Raw genomic sequence first — 14,703 nt, forward strand, 5'->3', positions numbered from 1 at the left:
TGCGATTATGACGACAACTAGCCTAAGGTCTCCTTTATCATACACGATCGGAAGAAAAAAGGGAATTGTTTTTTTGTTAATTTTTTTTGGATATTTTTTGTCGGTCATGGGGCAAAAGCAAATCGGTGAGACAGCCTTCCAACGTTGGAAACGAAAAGCGGAAGCCGTCTTGCAATAGCTTCTCTGGAATGACGCGTTGCCCTTCGGTGACAAGCATGCTCATTTCGCCAAGGAGAAGGCGAAGCGCCCAAGCGGGAACCGGAAGCCAATGCGGGCGGTGAAGAAGCCGGGCGGCGGTCAGTCCAAATTCTTCCATTTGTACTGGATGGGGCGCGGTGAAATTGATGGGGCCGGACAATTCCTCGTGTTCGATGATGTACGAGACCGCGCGCACGACGTCTTCAAGATGAATCCACGACAGCCATTGCCGTCCGCTGCCGATTGGGCCGCCGACAAACAGCAGATACGGCTTGATCATCATCGGCAAGGCGCCGCCATGTCGGGCAAACACGACGCCAAAGCGAGCGTAGACGGTGCGGATGCCAAGCTGCTCAATCGGACGGGCCGATGCTTCCCATGCTTGGACGGTCTGGGCTAGAAAGTCGCCGCCGTAATCGGTCGTTTGCTCGGTAAATGTTGCGGAGTCCGAAGTGCCGTAAATGCCGATGGCGCTGGCGTTGATAAACAACGACGGGGGGCGGGACAGTGAATCGATGCAGCGGCCCATCGCTTCGGTGGCGCGAAGGCGGCTGTCAAGGATGATCTCTTTTTGCTTCGCCGTCCAACGTTTTCGATTGAGCGGCTCCCCGGCTAAATTAATGGCGACATCGACAGCTTCAGGCTTTCGGTGGTTGTCGAAGGAAAGGTAATGAATGTTGCCTTCGGAAGGTTTGGGAGAGCGGGTGAAAATGTAGATCTCATGTCCTTGTTTGGAAAAATGGCGGGCGAGCGCCTGGCCGATCAGCCCAGTGCCGCCGTTGATGGCGATGCGCATCTTGATTCCCCTTCCATTGGTTTATTTTATGACTTCGCTTTTGGTGTCAGAAGTTCCTGCTTATGATACGATAAAAGATAAGGGGGACAAACAATGGGAACGATTGCCGACATTGCCGCAACCGAACAAAATGCTGAACGATTTTGGATTGTCGTGCACCGTGACGGCGCACCGTCGTTGAGATTGACAGTTGATCAAGATGTATTGCTTCAATTCCGCTTGAAAAAAGGGATGGAGATCAGCGACGACCTGCTTCAACATATTGTGTATGCCGATGAGGTGAAAAAGGCGTATCAACAGGCGCTTTACTTTTTGGCGCACCGGATGCGTTCGGAGCATGAGGTCGCCGCACACTTGCGAAAAAAAGGCGCTCCGGATTCGGTGATTGATGAAGTGCTCAAAAAACTTCGCGCCGAGCGGTATGTCGATGACGAGGCGTTTGCCGCCGCTTATGTGCGCACGCAAAAAAAGACGGCGGCGAAAGGGCCGCTTCTTGTGCGCGCCGAACTGGAACGGCTCGGCGTTCCCGACCGCTTGATCGAGCAGAGTTTGGCGGAGTATACGTTGGATGAACAGATGGCCATCGCCCGCTCGCTTTACGAAAAAGCGAAAAAACAGCGCCGGGCTGAATCGGCTCGCGCGTTTTTGGAACGGGTGCGGCAGCAGCTGATGCGCAAAGGATTTCCGCATGAGGTGATTGCCGCCGTTTTGGCGGATGGCGGCACTCATACTGAACAAGAAGAACGGGAGGCGCTCAGTGTTCAGGCGGAGAAAGCGCACCGCCGTTATGCGCACCACCCGCGGCCGCTTTATGAGCAAAAGATGCGCCAAGCCCTGTACCGAAAAGGATTCGCACTTGACTTGATCAATGAATGGCTGCGCATGCACGGTAATGACGAGTGATCTCGAATGAAAGGATTTGAAAAAATGGGATATATTATCAGTTTTGTTGTTAAATGTTGATCACAAAATCGTTCCAGTTCCATAAATCAAGAGATGTTCTGAGCCTTTTGCCGAGTTCCATGTGGATGAAAACGATCCATCGGGAATGCTCAAAAAGGAGGCTTGCCTATGATCAAAGGAGAACAAAAACGGTACAGCGAAATGACGAAAGAAGAACTGCAACAAGAAATCGCCATGTTGACGGAAAAGGCACGCAAGGCGGAGCAGATGGGGATGGTGAACGAATACGCCGTCTACGAGCGGAAAATCGCCATGGCGAAGGCGTATATGCTTAATCCAGCTGATTTTCATCCTGGGGAGATTTATGAAATTGAAGGGGCGCCTGGAGAGTATTTTAAAGTGCGCTATTTAAAAGGAGTGTTTGCCTGGGGATGGCGGTTGAAAGGAAACGGAGAGGAGGAGGCGCTGCCGATTTCACTGCTTCGTAAACCGAATTTGCCTCAATCATGACGGGCGGGACAAGTTCACAGTCGGACGGAAAGCGAGCCTAAAAACCTAGGGAGGGTGTCTCCCTAGGTTGTTCCGCTACGACTGCTTGCGCGTCTGCCGCTCTAAAATGATGAGGTCAAGCGTTTGCTGCGTTTCGCCGTTCACTTGCGAGTGGGCGTGTTTTGGATTGGCCCACGGCTGCTGAAACGGGTTCGAATAAAAGTTGTCATAAAATTTTTTGTGCCGATGGTGACCCATGATTGTTCACCTCGCTGCGGAATGTGCCGGGGGAGTGCGGCGAACGATGCCGCGCTCCCCCTTCATGTTAAAAGAAATCGCTTCGTTCGCCGGAGGCGCGCATCCGTTCTTGCGGGTGGGTGTTGGTCGTGCCGTCGGCCCGCTTCGAGGCGTACTCGGCCTTGGCGCGCGGTTCGCCTTCGAGCTTGTTGTTGTTTTGGTTCGGGAAGTTGTGCGCTTTGTTCCGCACGGCACATTCCCTCCTTAACGGCGTGCTCGTGTTGGATGGCCAACACGTATTTTTATTATGGGACACCCTGTAGTGCTTATGTGTGGCAATGATTGGGGCGGAGCCCATCAGCCGTTTGGAGCAAGTTCGAGCTTTTTGCGCAGTTTGCCTTCGCTGAAAATCCAGCCGGTGTATGAGCTGACAATATTGAGATCGCGGTCGAGCTGGACGACAGCGACAAACGGGTAATACCCTTTGCTTCGATAGCGTAAATCAGTAAAGCGCACTTCGTAGTAATCATCGTATTCGTTCATTTCCCAACGGTAAACCGGGGAAAAAGATAAGAAAGCGGCGATATTTTCGTCGCGTTTGGCGGCGTTCATCACCGGATGGTCGGGAAGCGCACGCTTTTGGAAGCGGTCAAGGATGATGAGCTCGCCGCGTTTGACGCGGGCGACGTAAAATTTGTCGCAGGTTGAAATGGCTAAATGCCATTCGCGCGGCCGCCATGTCGGTACGGTGATGATCTCGGTCACCCCGGCGATCGAGGCGTGCACGAGCCGTTTGATGTTGGCCTGCTGGCGGAAGCGAAGCCCATAATACGCAGCGATAAGCACGTAGACGACAAGAAACGTATAACCGGGATGGGCGCCGAGAAACAAGCCGCCGACGCCGACCAAATGAAGCCCAAAAATGACCGGATCAAACGTATGAATCACGCCAAGGGCGATCCATTTTTTTGTAAACGGACGCAACGCCTGGGTTCCGTAAGAGTTAAAAATGTCAACAAATACGTGCAAGGCGACGGCAACAAACGTCCAAAGCCAAACGCGAAGCCAATCCGTTTTCGGATAGATGGCAGCCATCACGCTGACGATGAGCAACGGCCAAAGAACGACGGCGGGAATCGAATGGGTGATGCCGCGATGGTTGCGAATATATTGGGCGTTGTTGCGCAATTTGAAAATCGTGTCGATATCCGGCGCTTGCGAGCCAGCGAGCGCGCCGATCAACACAGCGTGGGATAAGAGCGGATCATGGGCGATCGCAGGGTCAAGTGAAGCAAGACTGCCGAGCGCCACCCCCATCAAAACATGTGTGCCTGTATCCAACGTGAAGGCGCCTCCTTCTTGCAGCATCGTTGCATGTTCGGATGGAAACTGTCTGTTGTCTCTCGGCCGGAGCACATCTTTCTTTTTCATGCAACTATTAGTATGCCCCACCTTGTGTTCAGCCAATAACCGTTTGAGGCATTGGCCGAAAGGAGGCGAGAGACAAACAAGGTTATGGCTAGTGTATCATAGAGAGACAATCGTTGGCGAGAGGCGGAACGACCAATTTCACAACGATTCAAAAAAGGAAACGATTGATAGACAGTGGAGTGAGAAAAAGAAAACAGGAAGCAAGCCGTTCGTCAGACGAAAAGGGAAGCGCTTCAACCAAAAACGAAAAGCGCCCCGCATGAGGCGGGACGTTTTGTTGATCATCTCGGACCGAGAAGCTCCCCACTTCAACGTCTATATAGGTGTAAGTGGGGAGCATTCCATGCTGATGGAAGATCGGTTCACCATCCGTTCTTTTGGCGGCTCATTGGTCAACTGTCCTTTTCTCTGCAAGCCGATCGATTAGCCGTCATTTCTGAACCGTTTGCCGATCGCTTTGAGAGCGGACAGGAAAAAGCGGATCGCGCGGTTGATGTCCGGGTCATTGAGCGCTTTAAGCAAATCAAACAACCCGATTTTTTTTGTTTCGGCGGAGTTTTGTTCGTACGCCTCCAGCGCGCCGGCGGCGATGTGCTCAAGCAGTTTCGCCGTTTTCTCCGGATCAAGTGAAGCAACAAGGCCAGCTATGGCGAACGCATGGTTGATCATCGTTGTCACCGGTTTTTGGTTGAGCTGGCCGACGACGATTTTCGCCACGTCTTCCCGCGCTTTTAACAAGGCGTTGGCCGCTTCGAGCAGGCCGCTTTCATGGAGCTGCTCGATGAACGCCAAGAGCTCGCGAACTGCCTCTTCACTGTCGCCGACAGCGGCTTTTAGCTTGGCCAGCGCTTCAGTTCGTTTTTCTTCCTCCGTCATTTGGCGCTTTTGAATGGTGGTAATCGGCTTAGCCACCGATCGTCACCCCCTTGTTTTCCTCGGTGAGCGGCACGTAGTCGCTTCGCCGCCACTTCCGCTCCACCTCGACGCCGTTTTGCGGATGCCGCTTTTTAAAGCGCGGATTTGTGCGCGGCAGCGGCGTCTTGCCGGACCGTTCAATGACTTCCATGCGCACTCGGGCTTGTTTGTAAGCCGGCGTGTTCGTGCGATGGTCGGTTTGCGGGCCGGTCAGCATGTTAATGGCGCTCTCATTGGCTGTGGAGTGCATCGGCAAGAACAGTTCATTGCCTCTGACTCGATCGGTGACGAGCACGCGCACTTTGACGCGGCCGTACGGCGAGATGAGCCGAACGAGCGCCCCATCTTCAATGCCGCGTTCTTTGGCGAGTTCAGGGGATACTTCGACAAACACTTCTGGGAATTTATGCTCGATGCCTTTGGATTTGTACGTCAAGTTTCCTTCATGGAAATGTTCGAGCAATCGGCCGTTGTTCACAAGCAAATCGTACTCTTCCGGATATTGCACCGGTTCGACCCAATCGGCTAACGCAAAGCGGGCTTTGCCGTCCGGGAAGTTGAACCGCTCTTTGTACAACAGCGGCGTGTCAGCCCCGTCATGGCTGCCCCAGCATAAGCTGTTCCAGCCCTCGAGCCGGTCGTAATGCGCTTGTGAGTACAGTGGGGCGAGGCTGGCGATTTCATCCATGATTTCTTTCGGGCCAGCGTAATTCCAATCGGCGCCAAGCCGCTTCGCGATTTCTTGAATGATCCACCAGTCTGGCTTGGAGTCGCCAAGAGGCTCCAGCGCTTGGTAAAACCGTTGGATGCGGCGCTCGGTATTCGTGAAAGTTCCTTCCTTTTCCAAACTTGGCGCTGCTGGCAAGATGACATCAGCAAATTGCGCTGTTTTTGACAAGAAAATGTCTTGAACGACAACAAAGTCAAGCTTCGCCAACGTCTCTTGCACATGGTTGGCGTTGCAGTCGACAAGCGCCATATCTTCGCCGATGATATACATCGCTTTCAGCTCGCCGCGCTCGGCCGCTTCGAGCATTTGGATGTTGTCAAGGCCTGGTTTCGCATCGATGCGGACGCCGTACGCTTTTTCAAACTTCGCTCGCGCCTCATCATCGGTGACATGTTGGTAGCCAGGCAGCCAGGCAGGAAGCGAACCCATGTCGCAGGCGCCTTGGACGTTGTTATGGCCGCGCAATGGGAACGCGCCCGCCCCCGGACGACCGTAGTTGCCGGTTGCCAAAAGCAAGTTGGAAATCGCCGCCGATGTATCGCTGCCGCCCGTGTTTTGCGTGACCCCCATGCCCCAGAGGACGCACGTGCCGTCTGCTTCGTGGATCATCTCGGCGATGCGGATGAGATCGGCTTTGGCGACGCCGGTGACTTGTTCGGCATAATCAAGCGTATATTTTTCCAGCAATTGTTTAAACTCTTCAAAGAAATGGACGCGCTCGCGAATGAATGCCTCATCGTGCCAGCCTTGGTCGATGATGTATTTTGTCACGGCCATCAGCCATACTTGGTCGGTGCCTTGTTTCGGGCGGATGAACAGGTCAGCCCGCTCGGCCATTTCATTTCGGCGCAAGTCCGCAACAATGAGTTTTTGGCCAAACAGTTTATGCGCCCGTTTGACGCGGGTGGCGATGACCGGATGCCCTTCCGCTGGGTTGGCGCCGATGATGATGACAAGGCCGGCTGAAGCGATGTCATGAATCGTGCCGGAATCGCCGCCCATGCCGACCGTGCGGAACAGGCCGTCCGTCGCCGGTGACTGGCAGTAGCGCGAACAGTTGTCGACATTGTTCGTTTCAAATACTTGCCGTGCGAGTTTTTGCATTAAATAGTTTTCTTCGTTGGAAATTTTTGATGATGAAATAAAACCGATGGCGTTGCCGCCGTATTGCCGCTTGATCGCCCCGAGCTTTTCCGCGACCAAGTCGAGTGCTTCGTCCCATGTCGACTCGACGAATACGTCGCCTTTGCGAATGAGCGGTTTCGTTAGGCGCTCTTCGCTGTTGACGAAATCCCAGCCGAATTTTCCTTTGACGCATGTGGAAATGGCGTTGACCGGAGCTTCGGATACCGGCTGGATTTTTAAAATTTTCCGCCCTTTCGTCCACACTTCAAACGAACAGCCGACGCCGCAGAACGTGCAAACCGTTTTCGTCTTTTTGATCCGTTGTTCGCGCATGGCGGCCTCGATTTCAGAAATGGCGAAAATACTCGTATAGTTTGGCTCGACTTCCTTGACAAAATCGATCATCGGGTTGAGGACGTCTTTGTCCAAGCCGGTGAGAAAGCCCGCTTCGCCAAGCATCGATTTTTCCATTAACGCGTTGCACGGACAGACGGTGACGCAATGCCCGCAGCTGACGCACGACGATTCGTTGATCGGCACCCCACCGTCCCAAACGACGCGCGGCCGTTCCGCTTCCCAATCGATCGAAAGCGTTTCGTTCACTTGCAAGTTTTGGCAGGCTTCGACGCATTGCCCGCAGGCGATGCATTGATTCGGGTCGTAGCGGTAGAACGGATGCGACATGTCCACCTCGGACGGGTCGACTTTCGGCCGGTACGGATATGTTTGATGTTCAATTTGCATCATTTCCGCCGTGTTGTGCAGCTTGCAGTTGCCGTTGTTGTTGTCGCACACCGTACAGTACAAGAGATGATTTTCCAACAGGCGGTCCATCGCTTCTTTTTGCGCTGCCTTTGCCCGCGGCGAGCCGAGTTCGACGACCATGCCGTCCTCAACCGGCGTCGCACAGGCGCGAAGCAGCGTTCCGTTGACTTCAGCGATGCACGTGTCGCATGTCTGAATGGCGCCAAGCTCCGGCGTATAACAAACTTGCGGATGCGGAAGACCGTGTTCATTGACGACTTCCAAAATCGTCATCCCGGGCTTGGCGCGGTAGGCACGCCCGTTGATGGTTACCGTCACCATTTGCGCTTCCATCGTCGCTCCCCCTTTGTCAAAATAAAAAACTCCACCAGCGACGAGACGAATGCTTCATCGTGGGTGGAGTAGTTCTTTAGCATAACGATACTAAACAACCAATCCAAACTTTTTATATTTAGTAGAAAAATAACAAGGCCGCTTCTTGCCTTATTATTTTTCCACTATGTATACATTTGCTATAGTTTATTATAGTACGGCAAAACGAAGAACACAACGGATGGGCTGGAACTTTTTCTGGTGGCTTTCGGAAAGGGGGAAGAAAAATGTCCAAAAAAGAAGCCGCTTTCAACGATATTGTGCGCAAAGTGCGCAAACAGCTGTTTGGCAAAGGGCCGGAACGGATTAAAACGTATTTCGTCGACAATTTGGCAATTACGATTTTGCACGGCAATTTAACGCCGACGGAAAAATTTATCGCCCGCACCCCGGAAGGCCGAGAGATGGTGCATGCAGCGAGAACGAAAATGATCCAAGATGTGTACGCCCAACATGTGCCGGACGGCATGGAAGAGCTCATCGGTTCGAAGCTTCTTTATTTGTTCAGCGACATTAAAGTGGAAGAAGATATGGCCGTATCGGTGTTCGTGTTTGAAAAACCGATTGAATTGTGACGATTTTGTGAACAGAAACAATTGTTTTTCGTTACTGTTCGTGGTATGCTTATGAATAGTTAGCACGATGAAAATAGTAGAAGCCTTGCCGGCTAAACGGTTTCGCCGCTTGGCAGGCAGGTTTCGGAAACGGATGTGCGTTGGTTTCGCTGCAGAAGTGCTGGGCGCAAACTACCGCCGCTTTTCGCTGACAGGGGCGAGTTTGTCCTCTTGTCCGGAAGGCGGCGGTTTTATTTTGCATGGAAAGGGGGAATGGCAAGGTGAGCGGGTTTGCGGCGAAACGGCGACCGATTGCGAAATACCGGAACGGGCGCTTTGTTGAGGAAGAGGACGAGATCGCGCTCGAGTTTCCGTTGACCATAACGGTCAATGGCGAGGAGTTTGCGACGATCGTTTGCACGCCGGCGCATCTAGATGAATTGGTAATCGGATTTTTGGCTTCGGAAGGAGCCATTCGGACGTGCAGCGACATCAAAGGGATGACCATTGATGGTGAGCGGGGCTTTGCTTATGTCGAACTCGCCGCAGGCGGACTGCCGGCCAAACAGTTTTATGCCAAGCGGTTCATCGGCTCGTGCTGCGGAAAAAGCCGGCAATTTTATTTTTACAATGACATGAAGACGGCGAAAACGATCGTCGGCGGCATCGCCGTGAAGGCGGATGACTGCATTCGCCTCATGGAAGCGCTGCACGAGCAGTCGACGGACTTTGCGGCGACGGGTGGTCTTCACAACGCCGCGCTCGCCACACCGGATGGGATGGTCGTGATTCGTTCTGACATCGGGCGTCACAACGCGCTTGATAAGCTGTATGGCTATTGCCTGCGTCATCAAGTTGCAGTGAAAGACAAGCTCATTGTATTCAGCGGCCGCGTCTCGTCGGAAGTGCTGTTAAAGGCCGCGAAAATGGGAGTGAGCGTCCTGCTCTCGAAATCGGCGCCGACGACGCTGGCCTTAGATTTGGCGGATGAACTCGGCATAACAGTGGTTGGCTTTTTGCGCGGGCAAGCGTTTAACGTGTATACGCATGAGAGTCGGATCATAATCGGATGAAAGGGGAGGAGAGTCTGTGAAAAACCGTTGGCTCATTGCGCTATCGGCCGTCGGCATTCATATTTCGATTGGGTCTGTTTATGCGTGGAGCAATTTTACCAATCCATTAAAACAATTGTTTGGATGGTCCGATCAGGAAGTAGCGCTCACGTTCAGCATTGCGATCTTGTTTTTAGGATTGTCGGCTGCGTTCCTTGGCCATTTTGTTGAAAAGCACGGACCGCGGAAATCCGGACTATTGGCCGCCATCTTCTTTGGCCTCGGGGTGACTGGTTCTGGATTAGCTGTTGCTCTCGGTTCCAAGTATCTGCTTTATCTGTTTTATGGCGTTTTAGGTGGGATCGGGCTCGGCGTCGGGTATATTGCGCCAGTGTCAACGCTTGTCAAATGGTTTCCAGACCGGCGCGGGTTGGCTACAGGGCTGGCGATTATGGGATTCGGTTTTGCCGCAGCGATCGCGAGTCCGGTGATGAACAGTTTGATTGCCTCCGTCGGCGTCCAAAATACGTTTTTCATTTTAGGCATTACGTATTTTGTCATTATGACGTTATCTTCTCTTTATTTAGAAAAACCGCCAGAAGGATGGCTGCCGGAAGGATTTCAGGAAAAAGTGAAGGCCGGAAAAGCCAAACCTTCGCTTGATTTGGCGCAGTTGACGGCCAATGAGGCGGTTAAAACAAGACGTTTTTGGTATTTATGGTTCATGTTGTTTATTAACGTGACGTGCGGCATTGCCGTTTTAGCGGTGGCCAAACCGTTGGCGGTGGAAAGCATCGGCATCAGCCAAACGGCCGCGGCGGCATTAGTTGGCGCCATTGGGGTGTTTAACGGGTTAGGGCGCATCGGTTGGGCATCGGCTTCTGATTATATTGGGCGGCCGAATACGTATACGACGTTTTTCGTTTTGCAAATCTTGATTTTCTTCCTGTTGCCGAACGTGTCCATCAAATGGCTGTTTGTTGTGATGCTGACGATTGTGTATACGTGCTACGGCGGCGGATTCGCCTGTATCCCGGCGTATATCGGCGATTTGTTCGGCACGAAGCAGCTTGGCGCCATCCATGGTTATATTTTGACCGCTTGGGCCGCGGCTGGTCTCGTCGGACCGATGTTTGCTGCGTATATTAAAGACACGACCGGTTCTTATGAAGGAAGTTTGGCCTTTTTTGGCGGATTGTTTGTCATCGCTTTCATCATCTCGTTGCTCGTGCGCATCGATATTCGCCGATTGCGCGCCCAGCATGAACAAATCGCCTATGTTTCGGCGGCTAAGGAAAGTTGAGAACGATTTCCTTCCGTCTTCCCTCGGCGTGCGGCAAGCCACGCCGGGGGTTTTTTGATATAATAAGGTGGATATGGATCATAGGCATCATGGGGGAAACGTTGAATGACAAGAGAAACAGAGCGATTTCCAGCGCGCGAGTTTCAGCGCGATTTGCTTGACTGGTTCGCCCGCGAGCGCCGCGACCTGCCGTGGCGGAAAGGCCGCGACCCATATAAAGTATGGGTGTCGGAAGTGATGCTGCAGCAAACGCGCGTCGAGACGGTCATTCCGTATTTTGAACAGTTTATCGATCGGTTTCCGACGCTGGAGGCGCTTGCTGACGCTGATGAGGACGAGGTGCTGAAGGCGTGGGAAGGGCTCGGCTATTACTCGCGCGTGCGCAATTTGCACGCGGCGGTGAAAGAAGTGAAAACGCGCTATGGCGGCAAAGTGCCGGACGATCCAGATGAATTTTCTAGGCTGAAAGGAGTCGGACCGTATACGGTCGGGGCGGTGTTGAGCCTCGCTTATGGCGTCCCGGAGCCGGCTGTTGACGGCAACGTAATGCGTGTCTTGTCGCGTCTGTTTCTCGTGACAGACGATATTGCCAAACCGTCGACGAGAAAACGATTTGAACAAATCGTCCGCGAAATTATGGCGTACGAAAACCCGGGAGCGTTTAACGAGGCGCTGATTGAGCTTGGCGCTCTTGTTTGCACACCGCGCCGCCCGTCGTGCCTTCTTTGTCCGGTGCAAGTCTACTGCCAAGCGTTCGCCGAAGGGGTGGCGGAAGAGCTGCCGGTGAAAACGAAAAAAACAGCGGTCAAACAAGTGCCGCTCGCAGTAGCGGTGCTGGCCGATGATGAAGGCCGCGTTCTCATTCGCAAGCGCGACAACACCGGTTTGCTTGCGAATTTATGGGAGTTCCCCAGCTGCGAAACGGACGGTGCAGATGGAAAAGAGAAGCTCGAGCAAATGGTTGGGGAGCAATACGGTTTGCAAGTAGAGCTTACAGAACCGATCGTTTCGTTTGAGCATGCGTTTTCCCATTTAGTCTGGCAGTTGACCGTGTTTCCCGGCCGCCTGATCAGCAGCGAGTCCACCAAGGAGCCTTTTCGGCTTGTGTCTGAAGATGAGCTCGAAGCGTACGCCTTTCCGGTGTCCCATCAACGTGTTTGGCGCGAATATAAAGAATGGGCGGGCGGAGTACGCCGCCCCGATTAATCAGGCACCGGCATCGTGCCGTGTGTATACGTTGCTTCACGGCGCCCAAGGCCGCCGCGCGCTTCGATTTCCTCGATGATTTCACGGTGAATCGTCTGCCCTTCGACGTTTAAATATGGAGCGATTTGTTGGAACGAATGATGAAAATAAGCGAGTTCGTCATCGGTCCATTCCGTTTTCGGAATCATCGACAGCTCAGTCATATCGCGGCCGACGTACATAGGCAGCCCCTCCCTCATCTATGGAATTCGGCTATATTATATGTATAAGGAGTGAAAAACATGAGCGGAAAAGTAGCAGTGGTCACCGGCAGCAGCCGCGGCATTGGCAAAGCGATCGCCTTGCGGCTGGCCAAGGAAGGATACGATATCGTGGTCAACTACGCCCGCAGCAAAACAGCTGCCGAAGAAACGGCGCGCGAAATTGAAGCGCTCGGGAGAAAAGCGCTCGTCGTCAAAGCGAACGTCGGCGACGTTGAGAAAATTCACGCCATGTTTGCCCAAATCGATGAGGTGTTCGGGCGGGTCGACGTGCTCGTGAACAACGCCGCATCCGGCGTCTTGCGCCCGGCGATGGAATTGGAAGAAACGCATTGGAACTGGACGATGAACATCAACAGCAAAGCGCTTTTGTTTTGCGCCCAGGAAGCGGCCAAAAGAATGGAGCAAGTCGGCGGCGGGAAAATTGTGAGCATCAGCTCGCTCGGGTCGATCCGCTATTTGGAAAACTATACGGCGGTCGGCGTCTCGAAGGCCGCGCTTGAAGCGCTGACCCGCTACTTGGCTGTCGAGCTGGCGCCGAAAAACATCGCCGTCAACGCCGTCTCCGGCGGGGCGGTCGATACCGATGCGCTGAAGCACTTCCCGAACCGTGAAGAGCTGCTCGCCGACGCGGCTGCGAACACGCCGGCTGGCCGCCCGGTCAAACCCGATGATATCGTCAACGCGGTTTTGTTTTTGCTCTCGGATGCAGCCGAGATGATTCGCGGGCAGACGATCATTGTCGATGGTGGAAGATCTTTACTTTTGTAACGTCAGCGGATAGAACGATCACCCCCGGGGCATAGTAAAGCACGTGGAGGTGAGAACAATGGCCAAACAACCGAACAAAACAGCAGCTGGCACAAACATTCAAGAAGTAAGACAACAAAATGCCCAATCGGCTCAAGCCGCTCAAGCTGGCCAATTTGCGACGGAATTTGCGGCTGAGACGAATGTGCAACACGTAAAACAACAAAATGCGCAAGCGGAAGCCCGCAAAGCGCAAAATGTCAATCAATAACCAACGATCATCCATGGCTGACGCCTGGCGGTTGTGACGACGGCGTATGTTGCTACAAGAGCGCAGGCGATAGGCCGAAGATGGAAGGAAAAAGCAGGGGCGGCGCGCCTCTGCTTTTTTTGTCGACAAAAGCTGTCATCTCTTTACAAGATTAGTGAAAGGGATTTGTGGGTGCGGGCGCGAAATGATGAAAGGAAATCACACGGCAAAGGGGAAGGGAGAACGGAATGGCGATGGAGCACGCATGGACGAATGTAGGCGACGAGGCGCTGTTTTTGCAACAGGAGATGGAGCGTTGCGAGGAGATCACCCGCCAGTTGGATGAACTTGAACGTGAAGCGCCGACCGCCGCCTTGCGCGAGGAAGTGCGGCAAATGAAACGGGAGGTGGAAGCCATCCGCCGCGCATTTTTAGGGCAGATGGCACCCGGTGTCTGACGGACAGGCTGCGTCCTTGAGCCAACGCGCCAGTTGCCTTTTCCTCAGTAAGGCGGCCTGCTTTTCTTTCCTTTTGCAAAAGGAACAGGGTATAATATAACGAAGAAGCTCCCATCGGAAAGTAGGGAAGAATGATGCCAGTTTACCCTCGGGAAGGGAAAATCATTCAAATCCATAGCTACAAACATAATGGGACGATTCACCGGATTTGGCAGGAAACGGTCGTATTAAAAGGGACGCCATCGTATGTGATCGGCGGCAATAACAAAACACTCGTCATGGAAGCGGACGGCCGGACGTGGGTGACGCGCGAACCGGCGATTTGTTTTTTTCATGCTAAGCATTGGTTTAACATTATCGCCATGATTCGTGAGGACGGGGTGTACTACTATTGCAATTTAAGCTCGCCGTTCGTTTGGGATGAAGAAGCGCTGAAGTACATCGATTATGATTTGGATATTAAAGTGTTTCCCGATATGACGTACATGCTGCTGGATGAAGATGAGTATGAGCGGCATCGCCGCGAAATGCACTATCCCGATGTGATCGACCGCATTTTAAAAAACAACGTTCAAAAACTGATCGGCTGGATTAAGGAGCGGAAAGGGCCGTTTGCGCCCGAGTTCATCGACAAATGGTACGGAGTGTTTCAGGCGTACCAAACGTAAATAGCGGCATGAAAAAAGCCTGTTCGGCATCGCTGGCAGGTTTTTTCTGCTTTTTTGTCGAAAGCGGCACGCATGAAGAGCTGATGGTGAGGCGGGGGATTGTCCTACGGCAGGCTGTCAGTCAAGCCATCCTCGTGCGTCCCACGGTTGGGCTGCCTTGCTAACGCTTATGCTTAAAAGCAGGGGTCTCGATTAGAGATGAGAAATAGCGACATGAAAAATCCTGTTCGCAAGTCGGCAG

17 protein-coding genes are annotated in these 14,703 nt (G+C 53.0%); 10 read left to right on the forward strand and 7 right to left on the reverse strand.

The features are described from left to right. Nucleotides 1-76 precede the first annotated feature (76 nt). Complete coding sequence (locus ABS784_RS10790) at nt 77-994, reverse strand: TIGR01777 family oxidoreductase (protein WP_014194913.1); 918 nt, start codon at nt 992-994, stop codon at nt 77-79. 93 nt (nt 995-1,087) lie between these two features. Between ABS784_RS10790 and recX the strand changes: the two genes are divergently transcribed. Both recX and ABS784_RS10800 read left to right on the forward strand, forming a co-directional pair. Next, complete coding sequence (gene recX, locus ABS784_RS10795) at nt 1,088-1,897, forward strand: recombination regulator RecX (protein WP_062898376.1); 810 nt, start codon at nt 1,088-1,090, stop codon at nt 1,895-1,897. A 168-nt stretch (nt 1,898-2,065) separates the two neighbouring features. After that, the gene (locus ABS784_RS10800; RefSeq protein ID WP_011229957.1) at nt 2,066-2,407 is read left to right on the forward strand and encodes a YfhH family protein; all 342 of its coding nucleotides are present in this window, start codon (nt 2,066-2,068) and stop codon (nt 2,405-2,407) included. Nucleotides 2,408-2,482: 75 nt separating this feature from the next. Here ABS784_RS10800 and ABS784_RS10805 read toward each other — a convergent pair whose 3' ends face one another. The 5 genes from ABS784_RS10805 to fdhF form a co-directional block, all read right to left on the reverse strand. Continuing rightward, entirely contained in the window at nt 2,483-2,644 is a 162-nt protein-coding gene (locus tag ABS784_RS10805; protein WP_011229958.1) for a YpzG family protein, read from the reverse strand. Nucleotides 2,645-2,711: 67 nt separating this feature from the next. Further along, the gene (locus ABS784_RS10810) at nt 2,712-2,873 is read right to left on the reverse strand and encodes a small, acid-soluble spore protein K (protein ID WP_011229959.1); all 162 of its coding nucleotides are present in this window, start codon (nt 2,871-2,873) and stop codon (nt 2,712-2,714) included. A gap of 107 nt (nt 2,874-2,980) precedes the next feature. Next, nucleotides 2,981-3,964 (reverse strand): metal-dependent hydrolase, encoded by a 984-nt coding sequence (locus tag ABS784_RS10815; RefSeq protein ID WP_011229960.1) that lies wholly within the window; start codon nt 3,962-3,964, stop codon nt 2,981-2,983. Nucleotides 3,965-4,477: 513 nt separating this feature from the next. Continuing rightward, nucleotides 4,478-4,966, reverse strand: coding sequence for a helical membrane plugin domain-containing protein (locus tag ABS784_RS10820; protein ID WP_011229962.1), 489 nt, complete (start codon nt 4,964-4,966; stop codon nt 4,478-4,480). Then, nucleotides 4,959-7,922 carry a formate dehydrogenase subunit alpha gene (fdhF, locus tag ABS784_RS10825; RefSeq protein WP_020279371.1) on the reverse strand — a complete coding sequence of 988 codons (2,964 nt, stop codon included), beginning with the start codon at nt 7,920-7,922 and terminating at the stop codon, nt 4,959-4,961. The genes ABS784_RS10820 and fdhF overlap by 8 nt, the downstream gene beginning before the upstream one ends. A gap of 266 nt (nt 7,923-8,188) precedes the next feature. On the opposite strand from fdhF, the gene ABS784_RS10830 reads away from it, so the two are divergent. The 4 genes from ABS784_RS10830 (at nt 8,189) to mutY (ending at nt 12,076) form a co-directional block, all read left to right on the forward strand. Next, nucleotides 8,189-8,536, forward strand: a complete 348-nt coding sequence (locus ABS784_RS10830; protein WP_011229964.1) for a Na-translocating system protein MpsC family protein — start codon at nt 8,189-8,191, stop codon at nt 8,534-8,536. Between the two features lie 260 nt (nt 8,537-8,796). Beyond that, a complete protein-coding gene (fdhD, locus tag ABS784_RS10835) occupies nt 8,797-9,588 on the forward strand; it encodes a formate dehydrogenase accessory sulfurtransferase FdhD (RefSeq protein ID WP_131874121.1) in 792 nt (263 codons plus the stop codon). 16 nt (nt 9,589-9,604) lie between these two features. Beyond that, complete coding sequence (locus ABS784_RS10840) at nt 9,605-10,870, forward strand: L-lactate MFS transporter (protein ID WP_014194917.1); 1,266 nt, start codon at nt 9,605-9,607, stop codon at nt 10,868-10,870. A gap of 105 nt (nt 10,871-10,975) precedes the next feature. Continuing rightward, entirely contained in the window at nt 10,976-12,076 is a 1,101-nt protein-coding gene (mutY, locus tag ABS784_RS10845) for an A/G-specific adenine glycosylase (protein WP_020279373.1), read from the forward strand. On the opposite strand, the gene ABS784_RS10850 is transcribed toward mutY, so the two are convergent. Next, nucleotides 12,073-12,297: a hypothetical protein gene (locus ABS784_RS10850; protein ID WP_011229968.1), complete on the reverse strand. Its 225-nt coding sequence runs from the start codon at nt 12,295-12,297 to the stop codon at nt 12,073-12,075. The genes mutY and ABS784_RS10850 overlap by 4 nt on opposite strands. 60 nt (nt 12,298-12,357) lie before the next feature. On the opposite strand from ABS784_RS10850, the gene fabL reads away from it, so the two are divergent. From fabL to ntdP, 4 genes are all read left to right on the forward strand, one after another. Further along, nucleotides 12,358-13,107, forward strand: coding sequence for an enoyl-[acyl-carrier-protein] reductase FabL (fabL, locus tag ABS784_RS10855; RefSeq protein WP_011229969.1), 750 nt, complete (start codon nt 12,358-12,360; stop codon nt 13,105-13,107). Between the two features lie 58 nt (nt 13,108-13,165). Beyond that, on the forward strand, nt 13,166-13,357 hold the full coding sequence (locus ABS784_RS10860; protein WP_011229970.1) for a gamma-type small acid-soluble spore protein: 192 nt from the start codon (nt 13,166-13,168) through the stop codon (nt 13,355-13,357). A 227-nt stretch (nt 13,358-13,584) separates the two neighbouring features. Next, a complete protein-coding gene (locus ABS784_RS10865; protein WP_011229971.1) occupies nt 13,585-13,794 on the forward strand; it encodes a YgaB family protein in 210 nt (69 codons plus the stop codon). Between the two features lie 134 nt (nt 13,795-13,928). After that, the gene (gene ntdP, locus ABS784_RS10870; protein WP_011229972.1) at nt 13,929-14,462 is read left to right on the forward strand and encodes a nucleoside tri-diphosphate phosphatase; all 534 of its coding nucleotides are present in this window, start codon (nt 13,929-13,931) and stop codon (nt 14,460-14,462) included. The last annotated feature ends 241 nt before the right edge of the window (nt 14,463-14,703 follow it).

Source organism: Geobacillus sp. G4, assembly GCF_040327975.1.
GTDB lineage: Bacteria > Bacillota > Bacilli > Bacillales > Anoxybacillaceae > Geobacillus > Geobacillus thermoleovorans.

What these genes read in the sequence shown, in the direction of transcription:
- mutY (WP_020279373.1), top strand. Translation starts at nt 10,976, where the DNA reads ATGACAAGAGAAACAGAGCGATTTCCAGCGCGCGAGTTTCAGCGCGAT.
- ntdP (WP_011229972.1), top strand. Translation starts at nt 13,929, where the DNA reads ATGCCAGTTTACCCTCGGGAAGGGAAAATCATTCAAATCCATAGCTAC.
- ABS784_RS10860 (WP_011229970.1), top strand. Translation starts at nt 13,166, where the DNA reads ATGGCCAAACAACCGAACAAAACAGCAGCTGGCACAAACATTCAAGAA.
- recX (WP_062898376.1), top strand. Translation starts at nt 1,088, where the DNA reads ATGGGAACGATTGCCGACATTGCCGCAACCGAACAAAATGCTGAACGA.
- ABS784_RS10790 (WP_014194913.1), bottom strand. Translation starts at nt 994, where the DNA reads ATGCGCATCGCCATCAACGGCGGCACTGGGCTGATCGGCCAGGCGCTC.
- fabL (WP_011229969.1), top strand. Translation starts at nt 12,358, where the DNA reads ATGAGCGGAAAAGTAGCAGTGGTCACCGGCAGCAGCCGCGGCATTGGC.
- ABS784_RS10800 (WP_011229957.1), top strand. Translation starts at nt 2,066, where the DNA reads ATGATCAAAGGAGAACAAAAACGGTACAGCGAAATGACGAAAGAAGAA.
- ABS784_RS10865 (WP_011229971.1), top strand. Translation starts at nt 13,585, where the DNA reads ATGGCGATGGAGCACGCATGGACGAATGTAGGCGACGAGGCGCTGTTT.
- ABS784_RS10850 (WP_011229968.1), bottom strand. Translation starts at nt 12,297, where the DNA reads ATGTACGTCGGCCGCGATATGACTGAGCTGTCGATGATTCCGAAAACG.
- fdhF (WP_020279371.1), bottom strand. Translation starts at nt 7,922, where the DNA reads ATGGAAGCGCAAATGGTGACGGTAACCATCAACGGGCGTGCCTACCGC.
- ABS784_RS10805 (WP_011229958.1), bottom strand. Translation starts at nt 2,644, where the DNA reads ATGGGTCACCATCGGCACAAAAAATTTTATGACAACTTTTATTCGAAC.
- ABS784_RS10830 (WP_011229964.1), top strand. Translation starts at nt 8,189, where the DNA reads ATGTCCAAAAAAGAAGCCGCTTTCAACGATATTGTGCGCAAAGTGCGC.